Genomic DNA, 21,249 nt, shown 5'->3' on the forward strand with positions numbered 1-21,249 from the left:
TTCTTTTGATTTTACCGAATTTACGAGAAAAAAGAAAAACTTTTTTTGCAAAACATAAGGGACTGTGACAAAAGTCTTATCACAGTCCCTTATTCTGAATAATGATGTTCAAAAGCTTGTATCTGCGATAATAAGTCCAGCCAAACAAAACATATAAAGAACTATTTTTGTTTGGCTGTTCTTATTACTTAATGCAGGACAACTTTTTCACAACATCCTAATATTTTATTTATTTTTTAGATTGTGTCTCCATTAAAAATCGAATTTTTCACGATGACATAGTCAACTTTTCGAATGGCTTCCAGATCTCTTCCTCCAGCATAAGAAATAGATGATTGAAGGTCTTGTTGCATTTCCACTAGTGTATCTTTCAAAGATCCTTTATGCTGGATCCAGATTTTCTTTCCTTCAACATTTCGTTTTTCGCCTTTTTGGAATTCTGAAGCAGAACCAAAGTATTCTTTATACACGATTCCATTTTCGACTTTTGTTTCGCCAGGAGATTCCTCGTGACCGGCAAACAATGAACCAATCATGACCATTGTCGCACCAAAACGGACAGATTTTGCAATATCGCCATGTGTTCTGATCCCACCGTCAGCGATGATCGGCTTGCGAGCTGCTTTCGCACACCATCTAAGAGCTGCCAGTTGCCAGCCTCCAGTCCCAAAGCCTGTCTTGATTTTTGTAATACATACTTTTCCTGGACCAATCCCGACTTTTGTTGCATCTGCGCCCGCATTTTCCAATTCACGGACGGCTTCCGGTGTACCAACATTACCGGCAATCACAAAAGTTTCAGGCAAATATTTTTTAATATGCTGAATCATATCAATAACTGAGTTAGCATGTCCATGTGCGATGTCGATAGTGATATAATCAGGATTTAGCGATTCTTCTGCCAACTTCTCTATAAAGGAATATTCCTCTTTCTTGACGCCAACACTGATTGAGGTAATCAATCCACGCTTTTTCATTTTTTTGATAAACGGAATTCGAGCTGCTTCATCAAACCGATGCATGATATAGAAATAACCATTTTCCGCTAAGAATTCTGCGATTGTTTCATCAATAATCGTCTGCATGTTGGCAGGCACTACTGGCATTTTGAATGTATGTTTACCTAATGTGACCGTTGTATCACATTCAGAACGGCTATTTACGATACATTTATTAGGAATTAATTGAATATCTTCGTAATCAAATACTTTCATTACATTATCCTCCTGATGTTCACATCTAGCAAAACACGAACATTATTAATTTAATCAAGGCTTTTTTTAGCGCCCTATGTAATTTAACTCAATTAAGCAAAAAAATCAAGAGCAAAAAGAGAATTTATACGAATGGTAAAAAAACATATATTATTTTTAGTCTATACAAACGAAACAATGAATGTTCGCTTTTAGCAAAAAAAAGACTGTGACAAATGTCTTGTCACAGTCTTTTTTCTGAATAACCGGCGTTCTCCTACGTTGTTCGTTTTTTCTTATTATACAAGTCTAACACAACGGCTAAAAGCAAGATCAATCCTTTGATTGCCTGCTGCCAGTCTACCCCGACGCCTAAAATCGACATGCCATTGTTCAATACACCCATGACCAAGCCACCGACAATCGCACCCATGATTGTTCCAATGCCGCCGGAAGTCGAAGCACCACCAAAATATACTGCCGCCATTGCATCCAGTTCCATCGATGTACCTGCTTGAGGTGTTGCCGCATTCAATCGAGCAGCTAAAACTAATCCAGCTAAAGCTGCCATGACTCCCATGTTGACGAATACCCAGAACGTGATTCGCTTTGTTTTGATCCCTGATAGTTCAGCCGCTTTTCGATTTCCGCCCGTCGCATAAATCTGTCGACCTGCTACTGTTTTATTTGTCAAAAACCCATATGCTGCAACGATCAAACCAAGAATGATCAAAATAATCGGATACCCTTGATAAGAGGCAAAGATATAAGTTATTCCTAGTACAACGACTGCTGTAAATACCGCCTTTACCAAGAAAGCTGCTGGAGATTCCACTTCAAATAAATGATTTTTCCGACGATTTCTTGTTCGCCATTGACCAACAACTAACACGATCGTGATGATCATTCCTAAAATCAATGTCAAGAAGTGAAGGCTGCTTCCTTCGCTTAAGTCTGGTAAATAACCCGTAGACATTTTTTGGAAAACAGCTGGAAAAGGTGCTAGAGATTGGCCTCCTAGAACAACTTGTGTCAGTCCACGAAACATCAGCAATCCTGCTAAAGTCACGATAAACGCCGGTATCCCTGCATAAGCTACCCAAAAACCTTGCCATGCGCCGATCAGCCCGCCTACTGCAAGACATGCGATAACTGTCATCCACGGGTTCATTTGGCGATTGACCATCATCATGCCCGCAATTGCACCAACAAACGCCATCACTGACCCTACCGACAAATCCACATGACCTAAGAGCACAACTAATAACATCCCTGCAGCTAGTACTAATATATGGCTATTTTGCAGAACAAGGTTAGTTATATTCAATGGACGCCAGAAAATACCATCCGTCATCAATTGAAACGCAATAAGTAGTCCCGCTAAAATGATCACCATGCTGTAGCGACCAAAAAGATCAGCTGCTCTACTTTTCAAATTTAGTTTTTTCTCTTTTTTATCCGTAAGATTTTTTGCCTGTTCCAACTTAACCCACCTCTTCTTTCGTCATTAATTTCATCAAGACTTCCTGATCTGCATCTTCTCGCGAGACTTCTCCTGTAATACGTCCTTCGTTCATCGTATAGATTCGATCACACATCCCTAATATTTCAGGAAGTTCAGAAGAGATAAGACAGACAGCTTTGCCATTTGCTGCCATTTCTTCGATAATCGTGTAGATCTCATATTTTGCCCCAACATCTATCCCACGGGTTGGCTCATCCAAAAAAAGAATATCGGGTTGTGTCATCAGCCACTTGGATAAAACGACTTTTTGCTGATTCCCACCACTAAGACTACTGACAATTTGATGGATGGAGTTTGTTTTTATACGCATCTTTTTCCGGAAATTTTCTGCCTCAGTTACTTCTTTTTCTTTATCTAATACTCCTGTTTGACTTATTTTATCCAAACTGCTCAGCGTCACGTTTTCCCGAATATCCATCAGCAGATTCAGTCCTAAAGATTTTCGGTCCTCCGAGACATAAGCGAGTCCGTTTGCAATGGCTGAAGGAACGGTCTTAACTGATATCTCTGCCCCTTCCTTTAATATACGTCCGGATATCTTGCTTCCATAAGAATGTCCAAATAGACTCATAGCGAATTCAGTTCTGCCCGCTCCCATCAGTCCAGCTATTCCTACAATCTCTCCTTTTTTCAAATGCAAGTTGATGTGGTCATTTATGATTCGCTCATGATCAAGAGGGTGATAGACCGTCCAGTCTTCTACTTTAAAATAAACTTCTCCAATATCCGGTTTTCTTTCAGGATAACGATCAACTAAATCTCTGCCCACCATCCCGCGAATAATATGCTCTTCGCTGATCATTTCATTTTCTAGTGTCTCAATCGTCTGTCCATCCCGTAAAATGGTGATTCGATCTGCGATATCCACGATTTCATTCAGCTTATGTGAAATAATGATGGAGGTTACACCTTGCTCTTTCAACTCTCGGATCAATCTCAGCAAATTCGCGCTTTCTTCTTCATTCAATGCAGCGGTAGGCTCATCCAAAATCAACAGACGGACGGATTTTGATAATGCTTTAGCTATTTCAACTAATTGCTGTTGCCCTACGCCAATCTGGGATACTAGAAGATTCGGGTCGATAGACAAACCGACTTTATTCAGCAGTTCATACGTTTTCTTTTCTGTCAGTTCCCAATCAATCACGCCTCTTTCTGCTTGTTCATTTCCGAGAAAAATATTCTCTTTTATTGAAAGATAAGGACTTAGTGCTAATTCTTGATGAATGATGACGATGCCTTTTTCTTCACTATCTTTCAAATCTTTAAATTGACACAGCTTTCCATCATAAAAGATTTCCCCGTCATAGGAGCCATATGGATACAAGCCGCTCAAGACATTCATCAATGTTGATTTTCCCGCTCCGTTTTCTCCGCACAATGCATGGATTTCCCCACGTCCAATCATCAGATTCACGCAATCTAACGCTCGGATTCCAGAAAATTTTTTGGTGATATCTGCCATTTTTAAAATACAATCCGCCATAATTCTTATCCTCTCTCTGACTTAGATCTCTTTAGTTCCTTGTTTGGTTCCTCTTAATTTTTCAGATCGGATTCTTTATAATAATCGGTGTCGATCAGCTCTGCTTGATAATTATCTTTATCGACAGATACTGTATTTGCTAAATACGTAGGGACAGTTTTCACCCCATTATCATAAGTTTCAGTATCGTTGACCGGGACCTCTTCTCCATCACTGATTGCTTTGATCATTTCAATCGTATTTTTTGCTAAGATACGTGTGTCTTTAAAGATCGTTTGTGTTTGTTCCCCGGCAATGATCGATTTAACGCCAGCAACTGTCGCATCTTGTCCAGTAATCACAGGTAAAGGTTTACTTTCACTCCCATACCCCACGCCTTTTAATGACGAAATGATCCCTAAACTTATTGGATCATATGGCGACAAAACAGCATCCAATGTTTGGTCAGTATAATTTGCGCTTAACAGATTATCCATCCTTGCTTGCGCCGTAGAACCATCCCAGCGAAGCGTAGCGATTTGACTGAAACTCGTCTGTCCAGATGGCACAACCAACTGACCGTTGTCCATATATGGTTGTAAAACAGACATCACTCCGTTGTAATTAATTAGTGCATTGTTGTCGTCAGGCGAGCCACCAAATAATTCAATCGTGAATGGTCCTTTTCCTTCTTTCAATCCTAAGTGCTCTTCAATATAAGCTGCTTGCGATACACCTACTCCAAAATTATCAAAAGTCGCGTAATAATCGACATTTTCTGAATTCATCAGTAAACGATCATAGGCGATCACCTTGATATCTGCTTCTTTTGCTTTAGCTAACACATCAGTTAAAGCCGAACCATCGATAGAAGCAATCACAAGTGTATCTACCCCTTTTGTAATCATATTTTCGATTTGTGCTACTTGATTTTCTACTTTATCTTCTCCATATTGAAGATCTGTTTTATAACCCAGTTTTTCTAATTCCGAGACCATGTTGTTCCCATCAGCGATCCATCTTTCTGCTGATTTGGTCGGCATAGCGATTCCTACATACCCCGTACTATCATCTGCAGATCCTGAATTGCCACACGCACTTAATAGAATGCTTGCGGTCAAAATAGCGATACTCCCAACAATCTTTCTAAATTTGTTTTTCATTTTTTATCCCCCATTTCAATTGATACACCGAGTATAGCTAATAAAGAAAGCGTTAACATTGATTTTTTTATGGGATTTACTTTAAATTTTTTAGGTGTACTTTTTTTGTCTTGGATTTTTTTAAGTTTCTTGGATTTTTTTCGATTGATTCCTTTTGACTTTGATTTTCCCTTTTATCTGATAAGATAGTACTAACAAATCCAGATGGAGTGATTTAAAGTGAAACGTGTTTTATTTTTTTTAGCCCTTGTTGTAATCGCTTACCAAATGATGGGGTGTACACCTAATACAAAGGAAGCACCTGACCCACTAGTCGTTGGTTTTTCGCAATCAGGAACGGAGAGTAGCTGGCGGAAAAAGCATACTGAATCAATTATCACTGCGCTTGAAAAAGAAGATTACCAAGTTCTCTACCGAAATGGCTACATGAATCAGGAACGGCAAATCCAAGATATACGGACGTTCATTGCCTATAAAGTGGATATGATCATTTTTACTCCTTTGCAAGAATCCGGGTGGGACTCTGTATTAAAAGAAGCAAAGCGAGCAGGGATCCCTGTCATACTTGTCGACAGACATATTCAAACGAATGATCCCGAGCTTTTCGTCACCCACATTGGCCCCAGTTTCAAAGCAGAAGGAAATCGGGCGGGTTTATTTGTCAGCAATCACTTCACAAATTCAAAGAAACAGGAAATCAGAATCCTAGAACTTGCTGGTTCAGAGAACTCCACACCGACCAAGCTACGCTCCGAAGGATTTTTGGAATCAATCAATCGTAAACCAACCCTAAAAAAAGATGGAACCATCGACCATAAACCTCCGATGACTATTGTTCACCGAATTGTCGGTGATTTTATTCGGATGAAAGGAAAAGACCAGATGAAACGATATTTAGAAACAAATGATTTATCCGAAATCGATGTATTATACAGCCATAGTGATGAAATGACTCACGGTGCTTTAGCTGCGATAAAAGAAACATCAATCAAACCTGGAGAAGATTTGATCATTGTAACGATTGATGGACAAGAAGATATGATCGAGAAGCTACGCTCAGGAATCGTCAATTGTGTAGTCGAGTGTAAACCTGATGTCGGCTGGTATGTAGCCAATACCGTTACTCGTTATTTTGGAAATATTCAAACAGGAAAAACATTACCTAAAGATATTTTTATTTCCGAGACTGTCTTTTCCCAGCAGAATATAACTAACATCCCAACCAGAAATTATTGACTGGAGAAGTATCATGACAAAAAATTTAAGCATAAAACAGATTTTTGCCCAAGCAAACAAAGCCATGCTTCTATTTGCTGTTATCCCTTTGCTACTGAGCATACTGTTATATTCGCAACAGCTTTTGATTTATCAACAGACGATCGCAAATATCCAAAAAGCAGATGCAATTGCTTTGAAGGTTGATCAAAAAGTTTTGGAAAGTATGTGGGACTTGATTTCTGGCCAAGTAACCGTAGATGAGTTCAATGAGGAAAATATCCTAGAAGAACTTAGGAATGATATTCGAGAGATCAAAAATAATACCCTGAATAATTCATAGCTTTAATTCTTTGGCACATTTTATTGAAATATGTATCACTAATATCCCTATCAACTGATTTTGACTAAAAAGTTACTTCAAACATTCACTGTTCAAAAATATTGAGGAATAAATTTTGGGTGTAAGGCATTTTGAGCATACTTCTCCCTGGATAACTTCCCAGTAAAAAAATCGTTAGATTGTTGGATTAGATCCATTGACTGGCTCGCCTCAGGCGAGCAAAGACCCTGTAGAATTCATTCTGATACACATGATAACTAGATAATTTGAGATAGACTCGTCTACCCGTTTGGACTAATTTCCCAGCAACTTTCAGAAACTTCAATCGAATAGAATGAATGGTCATTCCCTTTTGGACTTCTTCAAAGCCAATCGTTCTTAAGAAGTTGACTAAGTTGTAAGCTATCAAGCTGAGCATCATTCGGACATGATTCTCCAAAAAGCGAGGACTGTCTGTTTTGTCAAAGTAAAAGCCAGCTTTCGCTTCTTTAATGAAGTTCTCCATTGTGCCACGTTTGGCATAGATAGAAAAGATGGTATCAGGAGAAACATTTTCTGATAGATTCGTCACGATAAATTCATGTCGAAAGAGTAGTTCGCCCGCTTCACGTGTTGAGCGTATACACACGCGACGACTTTGTGACCAGGATTGTGCTTGATAAGTGGTCGAGAAGTACTGAACTTCTCGTTCTTCCCACTTTTGATTATCGCCATAAAGTACTGATTTCTCAGCTATTTGACCTAGTCTACGATTATTCTTCAGTCGAATAACATAATGACTCTTTTTTGATTCACACGAATCATACACACCAGGTGTAGCGAACCCGCTGTCTCCACGAACCAAGATGTCAGTGTTTGGTAGAGAGTGATTATAGTGCTCTAATAAAGGTGTGAGAAACTCCTTTACGCCTTTTGATGTATATTGATTTCCTGAACGTAGTTCAGCTTTTAAGAAGTCACCAGTCAATCCGTCAAAAGCTACCAATGGATGGTAACCATAGGTTTGGTAGTGTGTATTATAATTCGTTTGTTCTTGGTGACCAAATGTATCTGAATGGGTCGAATCTAAATCAATGATTAATTCCGTATCATTACGGATGAGGCGTGCTTTATCGATAAGTTCTTGGTTCAAAGCTTGAAGTTCATGGATATTCTCCTCAGATAGTCGATCTAAAAATCGGGAAAGTGAAGATTGAGAAGCGAGTTCTTTCCTATCTAAAACAGCTTTAAACACAGGATCTTGTCTCAGGAGATTAGCTGCAGAATCAGCTGAGTAACCAGCAATTAATTGCATAATGAACTGCTCAAGTATGGATAAGTTGTCATGAGTAAAATACGCTCGTTCGTCTTCAATGTGAATGTGTTGCTTAGCCAGTTCAGAAAAACCAAAGATGTTCATCAGCTCTTTCACTAGGACGAGACCCGAATCACTCGATAATTGACCACCTGTATGAGAAATAGTGATATTTGAATTGAATTTTACTTGGTTTTTGTGTAAGCTAGTCATGAAAAGAACTCCTTTCTTTTGGTTGGTTTAGTCACTTTAACCATAGCAGAAAGGGGTTCTTTTTTCATCACTTAACGGGTGAAGATGAAAAAGTAATTGTAAGCTGCCGTGAGGCAGTTTCACATGGTTTTAATTAAAAGTATGAATTATTCAGGTAATACAAATACACTTAAAGAAATTAGTACGTTAGATGTATCGCTACGTACGATCGATACACTGGAAGATTATCAAAACGAGCTGATCAATAATATCTTGGCAAAAGATTTTATGGATACCAATGAAGAGATCATCAATCAGGTAGATTCTGTCACTCAACTGCTGTCAGATATCTTACAAGATTTTGTTCGTGTGGAGATCGACTTAGCAAGCAAAAAAAATACGACACTTGTCCGCTCGCTCATTCTATTAACAATAGTGGAACTTGGAGTTCTTAGTACCATTTTTTTCTATGCGAAAAAGAATCGTCGCTTTTTAGAGAGAAAGGTCCAAGAACCGATCAATCAGCTGATCGAGATGTCAGAACAACTTTCTTCAGGGAACCTTGGCTTTCGTTTAACCCTGCCGGAAACACTGGAATTACAAACACTTACCGCTAGCATGAATAAAATGGCGGAAGATCTAAACCAGTCTTTACGGGAGAACGCTTTGAAACAATACCATTTAGCACAAAGTGAAGTTCGTGTATTGCAAGCTCAGATTACTCCCTATTTTATTTATAACAGTTTGGATGCCATTATTTCTTTGATCGAACAAGACTGCTTTGAAGAAGCTCTGACTATGACCCATGCACTTTCCGGCTTTTTTCGTACGTCTTTAAGCAAAGGACAAGACTGGATTCCTCTTGAAAAAGAAATTAGCCATATCAATGATTATCTAGTCATCTTAAAAATAAGATACGGCCATATGCTTGACTATAAGATCGATATACCAGAAACACTTTTTCCTGTTTCTATTTTAAAAATGATCTTGCAGCCATTGATTGAAAATGCTGTGTACCATGGAACGAAGTACGTCCGTCACAAAGGATTTATTCGTATTACCGCATGCAAAATCGATGAGATGATCCAATTCAAAGTCATAGACAACGGGATTGGAATCCCTGCAGAAAAACTGGCAGAAATACGTAAAGAGTTAGCCAAAGGGATCGATTCAGATTTCAGTATCGGCTACGGACTTTACAACGTAAACAAGCGTCTCCTTCTTTATTACGGAAATGATCAAAAACCTATCACGATTGACAGCAAATACCGAGAAGGAACAACTGTCACACTGATGATCCCTCTATCTCCCAAAACAATTGGAGGAAACAAACATGTATAAAGTTTTTATCATCGAAGACGAATACCTCATTCGCAATAACTTGCGGGAACAAATAACTGTCCTTGGTTCTTATTATCCAATCACTTATGTCGGCGAAGCTGGAGATGGTGAGATGGCACTGTCTTCAATTATCGACTTACAGCCCGACATCATTCTGACTGATATCCAAATGCCTTTCATGGACGGGTTGAATTTTTCAAAAGAAGCAAGGAAACTACTTCCTTGGACTCGTCTCATATTTATTAGTGGATTCGACGATTTCGATTATATGAAAGGAGCAATCCAGGTACAGGCAGATGATTATCTGCTTAAACCGATTAAAAGTAACGAATTGAAACAAGCAATAGAAAAAGCAGTAACTGCTTTAGATTTGCAGCAAAAAGAAACGCACACTTCTTCTGATCTTGTTTTCGAATTGAAAAAAAATCATTTCTTGAACGGTTTGTTCAAAGGCTCACTTACGATCAGTGAAACATTGAAACTTGCTGAATCTTTCAATCGCTCTTTAGCAGGGAAAAAAATGACCGTATTATTAGCAGCAAACCAAGTTAGTACAGACTTTGAAGATTACGCTCATCTCAGTGATTATTTAAAGTTTTTATTTAGGGAGAATCAACAAGTGATCTTCTCTGCTGTTTCCTCTCGATTCATCAAATTTTTAATAGTTGATTCTCTTGAAGAAAATGTGATCGAGACCAGTTATCAGGTAGCCCAAACGTTGGTCCATGAATTAGAAAAGGGACAAAAAAATAATTTTTCTGTCGCCATTGGTCCTGTCGCAGAAAGAATCAGCGAATTACCTGCATCTTTTGAGATCACGCAGATGATACTTGAAACCGCCAGTTCCCTTAAAGAACAAATTATCAGCTATGAGGATTTGATTCAAGAAGCGAAACTTCCAGTTGATTCTGTCTTTTACTTTGACCTCTCACTTGATTTGTCTTCATTATCGAAAAACGAAGTATCTAAGTACATCGAACACTTGACGAAACCACAAGGCACACCAACTCGAACACGATTATATCGTTTATTTGTCTTGACTAAGCTACTCCAGCATGTCTGCCTGAAAGAAAAGAAAATCCCGCAAGAAATGGTTCATTGCACATCCACCAGTCAACGCTTAGCAATCAGCACCGACGACTCGCTTTACCGTTCGACAGTTTATATGTTCATTTCTTTCTTAACTGCTCTGCCCTCACAGCCTTCAAGGAACAAATATCAGCCAATTTTGAACCATGCATTGGATTTTATCAAAGAAAATTTTACCGATCCAGATATGTCCTTAACTTGGGTCGCTCAACAAGTTGCATTAAGTCCCTCTCATTTCAGTACGATTTTTTCTCAATCGTTTAACCAAACATTCATCGATTATCTGACAGAACAAAGAATCGAATTAGCAAAAAAATTATTGCAGCAATCAGACTATCGTATTTCAGATATTGCTTTTGAAATTGGTTATAATGACCCTAACTATTTCAGTTATTTATTTAAGAAAAAACAAGGGATTTCTCCAAAAGAATATCGGACACAACTTTTCCTTAAAAACAAAAATAACCAATAAACGAAATCCGTACAATGATACTCTTTCCATTTGCAATTAAAAAAGACAGAATATCTCGAAGCCGAAAACAGCTTTCAAGTTATTCTGTCTTTTTAATTTATAGCCCTTTTGACCTGCTTATGACAATCTTTAAGGTAAAATGTTTCCAGCAGCACGGTACAATTCGTACCAATCTTCCCGAGACATATTAATTTCTGAAGCTTGAGCGATTTCCTTGATTCGCCCTACGTTCATCGTACCGGCGATCACTTGCATATTGGCTGGATGGCGCAAAATCCAAGCAGAAGCCAAGCCAGTTGGTGTTGTTTGATATTTAGCTGCTAGTTCTTCTAATGTTTGGTTTAATTCAGGGAATTTTTCGTTCCCGATAAATACACCTTCAAAAAATCCATACTGGTATGGTGACCATGCTTGGATCGTCATATCATGCAATCGGGAATAATCAAGTACACTACCGTCATGATCGATACTTGCTTCATCTGTCATATTGACATGAATCCCTTGATCGATCATTCCAGTATGTTTCAAGCCAAATTGGAGCTGATTAGCTACTAATGGTTGACGAACATATTTTTTCAGCAATTCGATCTGCATTGGTTTTTGATTGCTGACGCCAAAATAACGAACTTTTCCTGACCGTTCCAATTCATCAAACGCTTCAGCTACTTCCTCTGGTTCTACCAATGTATCTGGACGATGAAGAAGTAAAGCATCCACATAATCCATTTTCAGACGGGTCAAACTTTTTTCCACAGATTCAATGATATGTTTTTTAGAAAAATCAAACATCACACCTGGAACGATTCCACATTTTGTTTGAATAAAAAGATCTTCTCGTTTGATTGATGTTTTTGCTAGAGCATCTGCAAAGATTTCTTCACATTCACCGTTTCCATAAATATCTGCATGGTCAAAAAAATCAATGCCGTTTTCATAAGCTGTCTCAATCACTTTTACTGGATCTTCCGCATTATTGATACGCATACAGCCTAAGATCACTGCAGCTGCTTTCTGATCAGAAGTACCTAATTGAATTTTTTTCATCTGAACTCCTCCTTATTTATATACACAACAAAAGTGTACCACACTCTTTATGAAAAGGCTTCACTAAAATCGGCGCTTCCGATTATGTTTGTTGTATTTTTTATAAATGGAAGCAGCTGATTTACTTCACGATCAGTTCGCTATTGGCAGCTTTTTCTCCAATATCTGTACGATAAAATGTTCCATCTGTCGTTTTATCCATTAACGCGGTGTAGATTTTTTCCTGTGCTTCTTTGATCGTCTCACCGTATGCTTCTACTAAATAAAGACGTCCTCCTGCTCCAACTAGTTTGCCGTTATTTGAGGAAACTCCAGCATAGTAAACAGAAAGCTCTTCTTCCGGAAAATCTGGTAGAACCATTCCTGTCTCATATTCTTCGGGGTAACCGGCAGCTGCCACCACAACGCCTACATTGTATCCTTCTTGCTGCCACTTTAACTCTACTGCACGATTCTCTAATAAGTCATCGATTACTTGCGCAAAGTCACTCTTCAACCGAGAAAGAACGACTTGCGTTTCAGGATCACCGAAACGCGCATTGAATTCGATCACTTTTGGTCCTTCCTTCGTAGCAATCAAACCCGCATATAAAACACCCGTGAAAGAGCGTCCTAGTTCTTTCATTCCCAAAGCCGCTGGTTTTAAAACTTCTTCCACAGCTTCTTCAATCATCTTTTTTGGAATTTGCGGTACTGGTGAATAAGCACCCATTCCGCCTGTATTTGGCCCTTTATCGTTATCAAATGCCCGCTTATGATCTTGCGAAATGACCATCGGATACACCTTGGTATCACGGACAAACGCCAAAAGGGAGAATTCTTCTCCTGCCAAAAACTCTTCTACGACGATTTTTTTGCTGCTGTTCCCAAATCGATGCTGGTTCAACATTTGTTCTGCCGCATCCAGCGCTTCCTTCACTGTTGTAGCCACGACTACACCTTTTCCAGCTGCTAAGCCATCTGCTTTCACTACGATTGGCGCACCATTTTCTTTGATATACGCTGCTGCTTTTTCGTAACATTCAAAACTTCTGGATTTAGCTGTCGGGATTTGATAAGTATCCATTAATTGTTTAGCAAAACTTTTCGAACCTTCGATCAGAGCTGCTGCTTTTGTCGGACCGAAGATTTTCAATCCTTCCGCCATAAAATCATCGACGATCCCATTTAACAAAGGAACTTCAGGACCAACGATACTCCAATCAATAGCCTCTTTCTTAACAAAATGGATTAACGCTGAATGATCTCGCTCACTGATAGCGACACAATTGATACCATCTTTTGTCATCCCCGGATTTCCTGGCGCACAATACACCGTATCCACCTTCGGACTGGCTAAAAGTTTTTTACTTATTGCATGTTCACGACCACCTGCACCGATTACCAAAACGTTCATTTATCCGACTCCTCTCTAATGTCTAAAATGCCGAACATCAGTAAAGACCATTGCTAGATCGTATTTATTCGCCATATCAATAGAATCTTGGTCTTTGATGCTTCCTCCTGGCTGAATGATTGCTTTTATACCATGTTTGGCTGCATATTCAACCGAATCATCCATTGGAAAATAAGCATCGCTAGCTAAAACTGCACCTTCCATTTTCTCTTGCGCTTGTTCAATCGCAATTTTTACTGAACCGACTCGATTCATCTGCCCGGCTCCGATTCCTACTGTCTGACGTTCGTTTGCCAGTACGATCGCATTAGATTTCACATGTTTGACAGCTTTCCAAGCAAACGCTAATGCTTTTGCTTCTGCTGGATTCGGCTTACGTTTTGTCACGACTTTCCACTCTTCTTCATTTTCTATTGCCAGATCTTGATCTTGTACAAGAAGTCCACCTAAGACTGAGACCGTTTCTTCTCGCTTTTGATTTTCTTCCTGCGCAAAGTCTACTGTCAGTAATCGGATGTTTTTCTTTTTTTGCAGTAATTCCAAAGCTTCTTGTGTATAAGAAGGGGCAATGATGATTTCTAGAAACAGCTTATGCATCTGTTCTGCTGTTGGCAGATCTACTTCTCGATTCAAAACGATGATCCCACCAAAGATTGAAACAGGATCTGCTTCATACGCTGCTTCCCACGCTTCTAAAATCGTAGATGCTGTCCCAATACCACAAGGATTCATGTGTTTCAAGGCGACTACCGTTGGCTCGTCATATTCCTTCATGATCCGTAGCGCAGCATCTGCATCTCGGATATTATTATAAGAAAGTTCTTTCCCATGGAGTTGTTTTGCTGCTGCGATCGAATATTTTTCCAGAAGAGCGGACTGATAAAAGGCAGCGGCTTGATGGCTGTTTTCACCGTAACGAAGCGTTTGTTTTCGTTCATACGTAAGTGTCAATTTTTCCGGTTCTTTTTCTTCCACCCAATCCGTTAAGTATTGAGCGATCAGTGCATCATATGCCGCAGTATGACGAAAGACTTTTGCCGCTAGTTTTTGTCTGAAAGAAAGTGAAGTATGCCCATACTGACGTAATTCTGAAAGTACTTCTTCATAGTCAGATGGATCAACAACAGAGGTGACAAATTCATGGTTTTTTGCTGCACTACGGAGCATACTAGGACCACCGATATCAATGTTTTCAATAGCTTCTGCTATTTCGACATCTGGTTTCATAATCGTTTCTTTGAAAGGATATAAATTGACACAAACAAAGTCGATTGGTTGGATATTTTCCGTTTCCATTGCCTCCATATGGCTAGGGAGATCGCGTCTTCCTAAAAGACCACCATGGATTTTAGGATGAAGTGTTTTGACACGGCCATCCATCATTTCAGGAAACCCTGTCACTTCTTCGATCGAAAGCGTATTGATCCCAGCTTGATCCAACGCATGCTTTGTTCCTCCTGTTGAAATGATTTCTACTCCTTGTTCAATCAAACCTTGGGCAAATGCTACAATCCCAGTTTTATCTGATACACTGATCAATGCTCTTGTCATTTCAGATAGCCTCCATTTTCAATAATTTCACTAATCACTTCTGGATAGATTCGATGCTCTACTCTATGGATTTTTCCTTCTAAAGAATCGAACGTGTCCTCCTGTTCAATTCTCACTTTTTCCTGCCGGATGATTGGTCCGGTATCTACACCTTGGTCGATATAATGAATTGTGACACCCGTTTCTTTTACTCCAGCTTCAAATGCATCACGAATGCCATGCAAACCAGGGAATGCAGGTAAAAGAGATGGATGGATATTGATGATTCTTTTATCATAATTTTCCAGCAATACTGGTCCAATGATTCGCATGTATCCAGCTAATACAATCAAATCGATCTTTTTTTCTTTCAATTTATGCAAAATTGCTTCTTCATACTCTTTTTTTGAATCAAATTCTTTAGGTGAAAAACAATCTGCCGGTACACTCAACGCAGTTGCACGTTTCAAAACATATGCTTCAGGCTGATCACAAAACAACCAGTCAATCGAAGCTTCCAATCCTTTTTTCGATAGATAATCGGCTAGCGCTTGAAAGTTGCTTCCGTTTCCAGAAGCAAAAACAGCGATTCTCATCGTTCTTCTCCTATAAACACCACACGATGTTTTTCTTTGGCGATCACTTTCCCGATTTCATAAACTTTTTCGCCAGCTTGCTCAATTTCGTGTACTATTTCTTTTACTTTCGATTCTTCGACTGCCAGGACCATGCCGATGCCCATATTGAAGATTTCATACATCTCCATCTCAGGAATTTCACCATATTTTTGTAAACAGCCGAATATTGGAAGAATCGGCCATGAGCCAAGTTTGATTTGTGCAGCCATAGATTCTGGTAACATTCGCGGGATATTTTCTACAAACCCTCCACCAGTGATATGTGCAGCTCCTTTTATTTTCTTTTCTTTGATCAGCGGAAGCAAGGAAGAAACATAGATTTTCGTTGGCTCAAGCAATTCTTCGCCAAGTGTTTTTTTCAATTCTGGCAGTTTTGATGATAAAGAAAACTGCTGCTGCTCAAAGAAAATTTTGCGAACAAGAGAGTACCCATTTGAATGGATCCCGCTAGATGCTATTCCAAGCAACACATCTCCTGGGTTGATCGTTTCTCCTGTCAATAATTGAGATTTTTCAGCTATCCCTACAGCAAATCCGGCTAGATCATAATCATTACCTGAGTACATACCAGGCATTTCAGCTGTTTCTCCGCCAATCAGCGCCATATTTCCTTGAACACATCCATCTGCTACACCTTTTACTACATTTTCCAAACGTATCGGATCATTTTTCCCCGTTGCTAAGTAGTCTAAGAAATATAACGGCTCTGCGCCTTGTGCTAAGATATCATTGACACACATCGCTACGCAGTCGATCCCGATTGTATCGTGTTTGTCTGCTTCGATTGCCACTGCTAATTTCGTCCCCACACCATCGGTCCCCGAGACAAGGACTGGCTCTTTTAATTGAAAGACCGATAAATCAAAACAACCGCCGAATCCTCCTATAGCGCCCATCATACCTAAACGTTCCGTTTTTTTGACATGCTTCTTGATCCGTTCTACTACTTCATATCCAGCTTCGACATCTACGCCAGCTTTTGCGTATGCATTTGCCATTGAATTCATATACTCCCTTCTTGGTCTGCTTTTAAAAGAACGATACTTTTTCTTTTAGCGATTCCTGATACTTTTCTTCATAGTCATATAACGGCGTTGGATAATCTCCGTTGAAATAAGCCATACACAATCCTGAATACGGGCCATCCTTTTTCAGTCCAATCGATTCGATCAGACCCTCTTCACTTAAAAATCCTAAAGAATCTGCACCGATACATTCTTTGATTTCATCAATCGTGTGATTTGCCGCAATGAGTTCTTTACGCGTTTGAATATCAATCCCGTAAAAACATGGATATTTCAAAGGAGGAGAAGCAATCCTCACATGGACTTCTTTTGCTCCTGCTTCTTTCAAAAGATGGACGATCCGTCTGCTTGTCGTACCCCGAACAATTGAATCATCGACCATAATCACCTTTTTACCTTCCACTACTCCTCGTACAGCAGATAATTTCATTCGAACACCTTGCTCTCTTAGCTCAGGCGTTGGCTGGATAAATGTTCGGGCAATGTATTGATTTTTTACTAATCCGATTTCATAAGGGATTCCACTAGCTTCCGCATAACCGCTTGCGGCTGACAAAGAAGAATTAGGTACGCCGACGACCATATCTGCTTTTACTGGCGATTCTTTCGCTAAATTCCGTCCCATATTTTTCCGTGCAGTATGCACATTGATCCCTGCGATGTTTGAATCTGGTCTGGCAAAATAGATATATTCCATCGAACAAATGGAAAGCTGCGTATTCTTCGTAAAGCAATCAATCTGGATTCCTTCGTCATTGATGATCACTATCTCTCCAGGCTGGACATCTCTTATAAAACGTGCCCCGATAACTTCTAATGCACAAGTTTCCGAGGCAATCACGTATGCTCCGTTTTTCATTTGCCCAATTGCTAATGGACGAAAACCATTTGGGTCCAAAGCGGCAATCATTGCCGTTTCTGTCATTAATAAATAGGCAAAGCCACCTTTGACTTCATTTAAAGCACTTTTCAATTTATTTAAAAAATCTGTTTCTTCACTTCGTCGGATCAAATGCATCAATATCTCCGTATCGGAGTTAGAATGGAAGATCGCTCCATTTTCTTCTAACTCTTTTCTAAGTGAACGAGCATTGATCAAATTGCCGTTATGCGCTAAGCCGATCGACTGATCATGAAATTTGAATAGAAAAGGCTGAATATTGTCCACACTTCCATTGCCTGCTGTTGCATAACGTACATGTCCGATTGCAGCTTCTCCTGTTAACTGCTGCAGTTTTCTTTGATCTTTGAATACCTCAGAAAGCAGCCCCAGATCTCGATGACCCATAAGCTTTCCTCGATCATTGGACACGATGCCCGCACCTTCTTGTCCTCGATGCTGAAGACTATGGAGCCCGAAGTATGCCACACTAGCGGCATCCGGATGACCCCAAACGCCGAAGATCCCGCATTCTTCATTTAAACTCTTCACTTCATAAGACATACGATTGCATCCTCCCAGCACTTTCTTGCTACTGCAGTTTCTATTTTGATCTGACCGTCAGTTGCTGAAATTTCGATTATCGCTTCATCCGTCACCTTACCTGCTAAAACAGCAGCATCTCCCATCATTTCTTCGAATCGTGTCTTATTTTCCGGTGCGACTGTCAACACAAATCTTGATTGAGTTTCTGCAAATAATTGAGCAGAGGACAATTCAAACTGTACAGATATCCCTAGCTGATGTTTGAAAGCTGATTCTGCCAGTGCAATTGCCAAGCCACCTTCTGAACAGTCATGAGCACTTTCAATCAATCCGTTTTGGATGGCTGTCAATACTAACTCTTGGTTTCTCTTTTCAATGGATAGATCAAAGTTTCGGATCACACCTTCGATTCTTCCAAGCTGCATCTTTTGTAATTCACTGCCATCAAAATCTGCAAACGTCTTACCTAATATATAGATTAGATCCCCTGATTTTTTGAATTCCTGAGTAGTGATATGTTTATGATCCTCAATCAATCCGACCATACCAATCATTGGTGTTGGATAGATTGCTTGACCATCCGTTTCATTATATAAAGAGACATTTCCTGAAATAACAGGAGTTCCTAACGTTTCACACGCAGCAGCAATTCCATCAGCTGAAGTCGATAATTCCCAAAAAACTTCTGGTTTATCAGGAGAACCATAGTTCAGGCAGTCGGTGATCGCCAAGGGCTTGCCACCGCTAGCAATAATATTTCTAGCAGCTTCTGCCACTGCTATTTGTCCTCCGATTTTTGGATCCAAATACAGATAGCGCGCGTTGCAGTCTGTGGTCATAGCTAACGCTTTATTCGTCCCTCTAACCCTCATCACAGCAGCGTCGCTTCCTGGACGGACAACTGTATTGGTTTGTACTTGTGAATCATAAGTTTCATAGATTGAACGTTTCGAAGCAATCGTCGGTTGCTGCAGCAGATCAAGCAATACTTGTCCAGGTTCTTCGATAACTGGCTGATAAGGAGCTAACTGCTGAAATTCTGCGATTCGAGCTGGTTCTTTCATTTCTTTATGATAGACTGGTGCATCTTCAGCTAATGCATCGACTGGCAGATTTGCTACTTCTTCTCCTTGATGATATAGCCGATATTGCCCGTCATCTGTTACTTTCCCGATAGTGACTGCATCTAGATCATACTTCTGAAATAGTTCTTGGATTTTTTCTTCCTCTCCTGATTTGACACAAATCAACATCCGTTCTTGTGATTCCGATAGCATCATTTCATAAGGCGTCATTCCAGTTTCTCTTTGTGGGACTTCATCTAATGTCAATATAAGTCCTGAACCAGCTTTTGAAGCCATTTCCGCACTAGATGAAACAAGTCCTGCTGCTCCCATATCCTGTATACCTATTAGAGAATCCGAATGATGCAAGATTAATTCCAAACACGCTTCAAGCAGCAGCTTTTCCATAAAAGGATCGCCTACTTGTACAGCAGAACGTTGCTGTTCTTCTTCTTGATTAAATTCTTCTGAGGCAAAAGTTGCTCCGTGGATACCGTCGCGACCTGTTTTTGCGCCTACATACATGATCGAATTACCGACGCCAGCGGCTTGCCCTTTCTGGATATGTTTGTGTTCAATCAAACCTACGCACATTGCATTGACTAATGGGTTTCCTTCATAACAAGGATCAAATGCAATTTCGCCGCCTACAGTCGGTATGCCGATACAATTGCCGTATCCGCCGATACCTGCAACTACTTCTTCTAGTAAATATTTCGTTCTTGGATTATCTAATTCGCCGAACCTCAATGAATCTAGCAACGCAATTGGACGAGCCCCCATGCTGAAAATATCTCTGATGATTCCGCCAACTCCTGTCGCAGCTCCTTCATAAGGCTCCACGGCTGAAGGATGATTGTGACTTTCTGCTTTGAAGACAACTGCTAGTCCATCACCGATGTCGACGATGCCTGCGCCTTCTCCAGGGCCTTGCAACACATGAGGTCCACTAGTAGGAAATTTGCGTAGAACCGGTTTAGAATTTTTATAGGAACAATGTTCGCTCCACATAACAGAGAACAGTCCAGTTTCCGTATAATTAGGCATTCTTCCTAAGATATCTTCTTCGATCATTCGATATTCTTCATCAGTCAATCCCCATTCGGCATAGATTCTTTTTTTCTTGATCTCTTCAGCTGTCGGTTCTTTCAATGTTTTCATCTATACGGTCACCTTTCCGAAGTTTTTTAAAATGGAAGCAAAGAACCGTTTCCCATCTTCTGATCCTAGCAAGTCTTCTACTGCACGTTCTGGATGAGGCATCATTCCTAACACATTCCCTGCTTTGTTCGTAATCCCTGCAATGTTTTCCACGCTGCCGTTGATGTTGTCATTATAAGTAAAGGCAATCTGATTATTTTTTTTTAGTTCTTGAAGTGTTTCTTCGTCACAGAAATAATTTCCTTCCCCATGAGCAACTGGAAGATAGATTATTTCGTCGGCTTCATACTCTGAAGTAAAGGCCGTCTTGGAGTTGACTTTCAATGGTACAGTTTTGCAAATAAAATGCAAAGACTCATTTCGTCTCAGTACACCTGGCAAAAGTCCTGCTTCTGTCAATATCTGGAATCCATTGCATGTACCGAATACCGGTTTCCCTTCTTCAGCAAAACGAATCACTTCTTCCATGATTGTAGAAAACCGAGCAATCGCACCGCATCTCAAATAGTCACCATAGGAGAATCCTCCCGGCAGTAAAACCCCATCAAATCCTTCTAAAGAGGACTCATCATGCCGTACAAATTCGGCATCAGCGCCCATGATCTCGCGAACTGCCCATAACATATCTGCGTCACAATTTGAACCTGGAAAAACGATGACCGCAAATTTCATG

Annotated in this window: 15 protein-coding genes and 2 pseudogenes; 4 read left to right on the plus strand and 13 right to left on the minus strand. The window is 39.9% G+C overall.

The window, feature by feature from the left end:
• Window positions 1–236: 236 nt before the first annotated feature.
• From guaC to chvE, 4 genes are all read right to left on the minus strand, one after another.
• On the minus strand, window positions 237–1,214 hold the full coding sequence (gene guaC / locus IGJ87_RS07000; RefSeq protein ID WP_002287992.1) for a GMP reductase: 978 nt from the start codon (window positions 1,212–1,214) through the stop codon (window positions 237–239).
• 256 nt (window positions 1,215–1,470) lie between these two features.
• Window positions 1,471–2,676, minus strand: a complete 1,206-nt coding sequence (mmsB, locus tag IGJ87_RS07005) for a multiple monosaccharide ABC transporter permease (protein WP_002298996.1) — start codon at window positions 2,674–2,676, stop codon at window positions 1,471–1,473.
• 1 nt (window position 2,677) lies between these two features.
• Window positions 2,678–4,204, minus strand: a complete 1,527-nt coding sequence (gene mmsA / locus IGJ87_RS07010) for a multiple monosaccharide ABC transporter ATP-binding protein (RefSeq protein ID WP_104770864.1) — start codon at window positions 4,202–4,204, stop codon at window positions 2,678–2,680.
• A gap of 53 nt (window positions 4,205–4,257) precedes the next feature.
• The gene (gene chvE / locus IGJ87_RS07015) at window positions 4,258–5,346 is read right to left on the minus strand and encodes a multiple monosaccharide ABC transporter substrate-binding protein (protein ID WP_002298998.1); all 1,089 of its coding nucleotides are present in this window, start codon (window positions 5,344–5,346) and stop codon (window positions 4,258–4,260) included.
• A gap of 219 nt (window positions 5,347–5,565) precedes the next feature.
• On the opposite strand from chvE, the gene IGJ87_RS07020 reads away from it, so the two are divergent.
• The gene (locus IGJ87_RS07020; protein WP_010725999.1) at window positions 5,566–6,582 is read left to right on the plus strand and encodes an ABC transporter substrate-binding protein; all 1,017 of its coding nucleotides are present in this window, start codon (window positions 5,566–5,568) and stop codon (window positions 6,580–6,582) included.
• A 13-nt stretch (window positions 6,583–6,595) separates the two neighbouring features.
• Window positions 6,596–6,889 (plus strand): annotated as a pseudogene (locus IGJ87_RS07025) (hypothetical protein); the annotation flags it as partial.
• A 202-nt stretch (window positions 6,890–7,091) separates the two neighbouring features.
• On the opposite strand, the gene IGJ87_RS07030 reads toward IGJ87_RS07025, so the two are convergent.
• Window positions 7,092–8,411: an IS1380-like element IS1678 family transposase gene (locus IGJ87_RS07030; RefSeq protein WP_000202380.1), complete on the minus strand. Its 1,320-nt coding sequence runs from the start codon at window positions 8,409–8,411 to the stop codon at window positions 7,092–7,094.
• Between the two features lie 156 nt (window positions 8,412–8,567).
• On the opposite strand from IGJ87_RS07030, the pseudogene IGJ87_RS07035 reads away from it, so the two are divergent.
• Together IGJ87_RS07035 and IGJ87_RS07040 are read left to right on the plus strand one after the other, a co-directional pair.
• Window positions 8,568–9,731: pseudogene (locus tag IGJ87_RS07035) on the plus strand (sensor histidine kinase); the annotation flags it as partial.
• Window positions 9,724–11,292, plus strand: a complete 1,569-nt coding sequence (locus IGJ87_RS07040) for a response regulator transcription factor (RefSeq protein WP_010726001.1) — start codon at window positions 9,724–9,726, stop codon at window positions 11,290–11,292. The pseudogene IGJ87_RS07035 and the gene IGJ87_RS07040, both read left to right, overlap by 8 nt.
• 129 nt (window positions 11,293–11,421) lie before the next feature.
• Here the strand turns inward: IGJ87_RS07040 and IGJ87_RS07045 are convergent, their stop codons facing one another.
• The 8 genes from IGJ87_RS07045 to purQ all read right to left on the minus strand — a co-directional run bounded on the left by IGJ87_RS07045 (window position 11,422) and on the right by purQ (window position 21,248).
• Window positions 11,422–12,336: an aldo/keto reductase gene (locus IGJ87_RS07045; protein ID WP_002288005.1), complete on the minus strand. Its 915-nt coding sequence runs from the start codon at window positions 12,334–12,336 to the stop codon at window positions 11,422–11,424.
• 121 nt (window positions 12,337–12,457) lie between these two features.
• The gene (purD, locus tag IGJ87_RS07050) at window positions 12,458–13,732 is read right to left on the minus strand and encodes a phosphoribosylamine--glycine ligase (protein ID WP_002299002.1); all 1,275 of its coding nucleotides are present in this window, start codon (window positions 13,730–13,732) and stop codon (window positions 12,458–12,460) included.
• A 15-nt stretch (window positions 13,733–13,747) separates the two neighbouring features.
• A complete protein-coding gene (gene purH / locus IGJ87_RS07055) occupies window positions 13,748–15,283 on the minus strand; it encodes a bifunctional phosphoribosylaminoimidazolecarboxamide formyltransferase/IMP cyclohydrolase (protein ID WP_002302313.1) in 1,536 nt (511 codons plus the stop codon).
• The gene (gene purN / locus IGJ87_RS07060) at window positions 15,280–15,858 is read right to left on the minus strand and encodes a phosphoribosylglycinamide formyltransferase (protein WP_002299006.1); all 579 of its coding nucleotides are present in this window, start codon (window positions 15,856–15,858) and stop codon (window positions 15,280–15,282) included. Before purN ends, purH begins: the two co-directional genes overlap by 4 nt.
• A complete protein-coding gene (purM, locus tag IGJ87_RS07065) occupies window positions 15,855–16,907 on the minus strand; it encodes a phosphoribosylformylglycinamidine cyclo-ligase (RefSeq protein WP_002323447.1) in 1,053 nt (350 codons plus the stop codon). Before purM ends, purN begins: the two co-directional genes overlap by 4 nt.
• A gap of 22 nt (window positions 16,908–16,929) precedes the next feature.
• The gene (gene purF, locus IGJ87_RS07070) at window positions 16,930–18,369 is read right to left on the minus strand and encodes an amidophosphoribosyltransferase (protein ID WP_002299010.1); all 1,440 of its coding nucleotides are present in this window, start codon (window positions 18,367–18,369) and stop codon (window positions 16,930–16,932) included.
• The gene (gene purL / locus IGJ87_RS07075) at window positions 18,354–20,576 is read right to left on the minus strand and encodes a phosphoribosylformylglycinamidine synthase subunit PurL (protein ID WP_002299012.1); all 2,223 of its coding nucleotides are present in this window, start codon (window positions 20,574–20,576) and stop codon (window positions 18,354–18,356) included. Before purL ends, purF begins: the two co-directional genes overlap by 16 nt.
• Window positions 20,577–21,248 (minus strand): phosphoribosylformylglycinamidine synthase subunit PurQ, encoded by a 672-nt coding sequence (gene purQ / locus IGJ87_RS07080; RefSeq protein WP_002302316.1) that lies wholly within the window; start codon window positions 21,246–21,248, stop codon window positions 20,577–20,579.
• Window position 21,249 lies beyond the last annotated feature (1 nt).

Origin of the sequence: Enterococcus sp. DIV1411a (assembly GCF_050531945.1) — a bacterium.
GTDB classification, from domain to species: Bacteria; Bacillota; Bacilli; order Lactobacillales; family Enterococcaceae; genus Enterococcus_B; species Enterococcus_B faecium.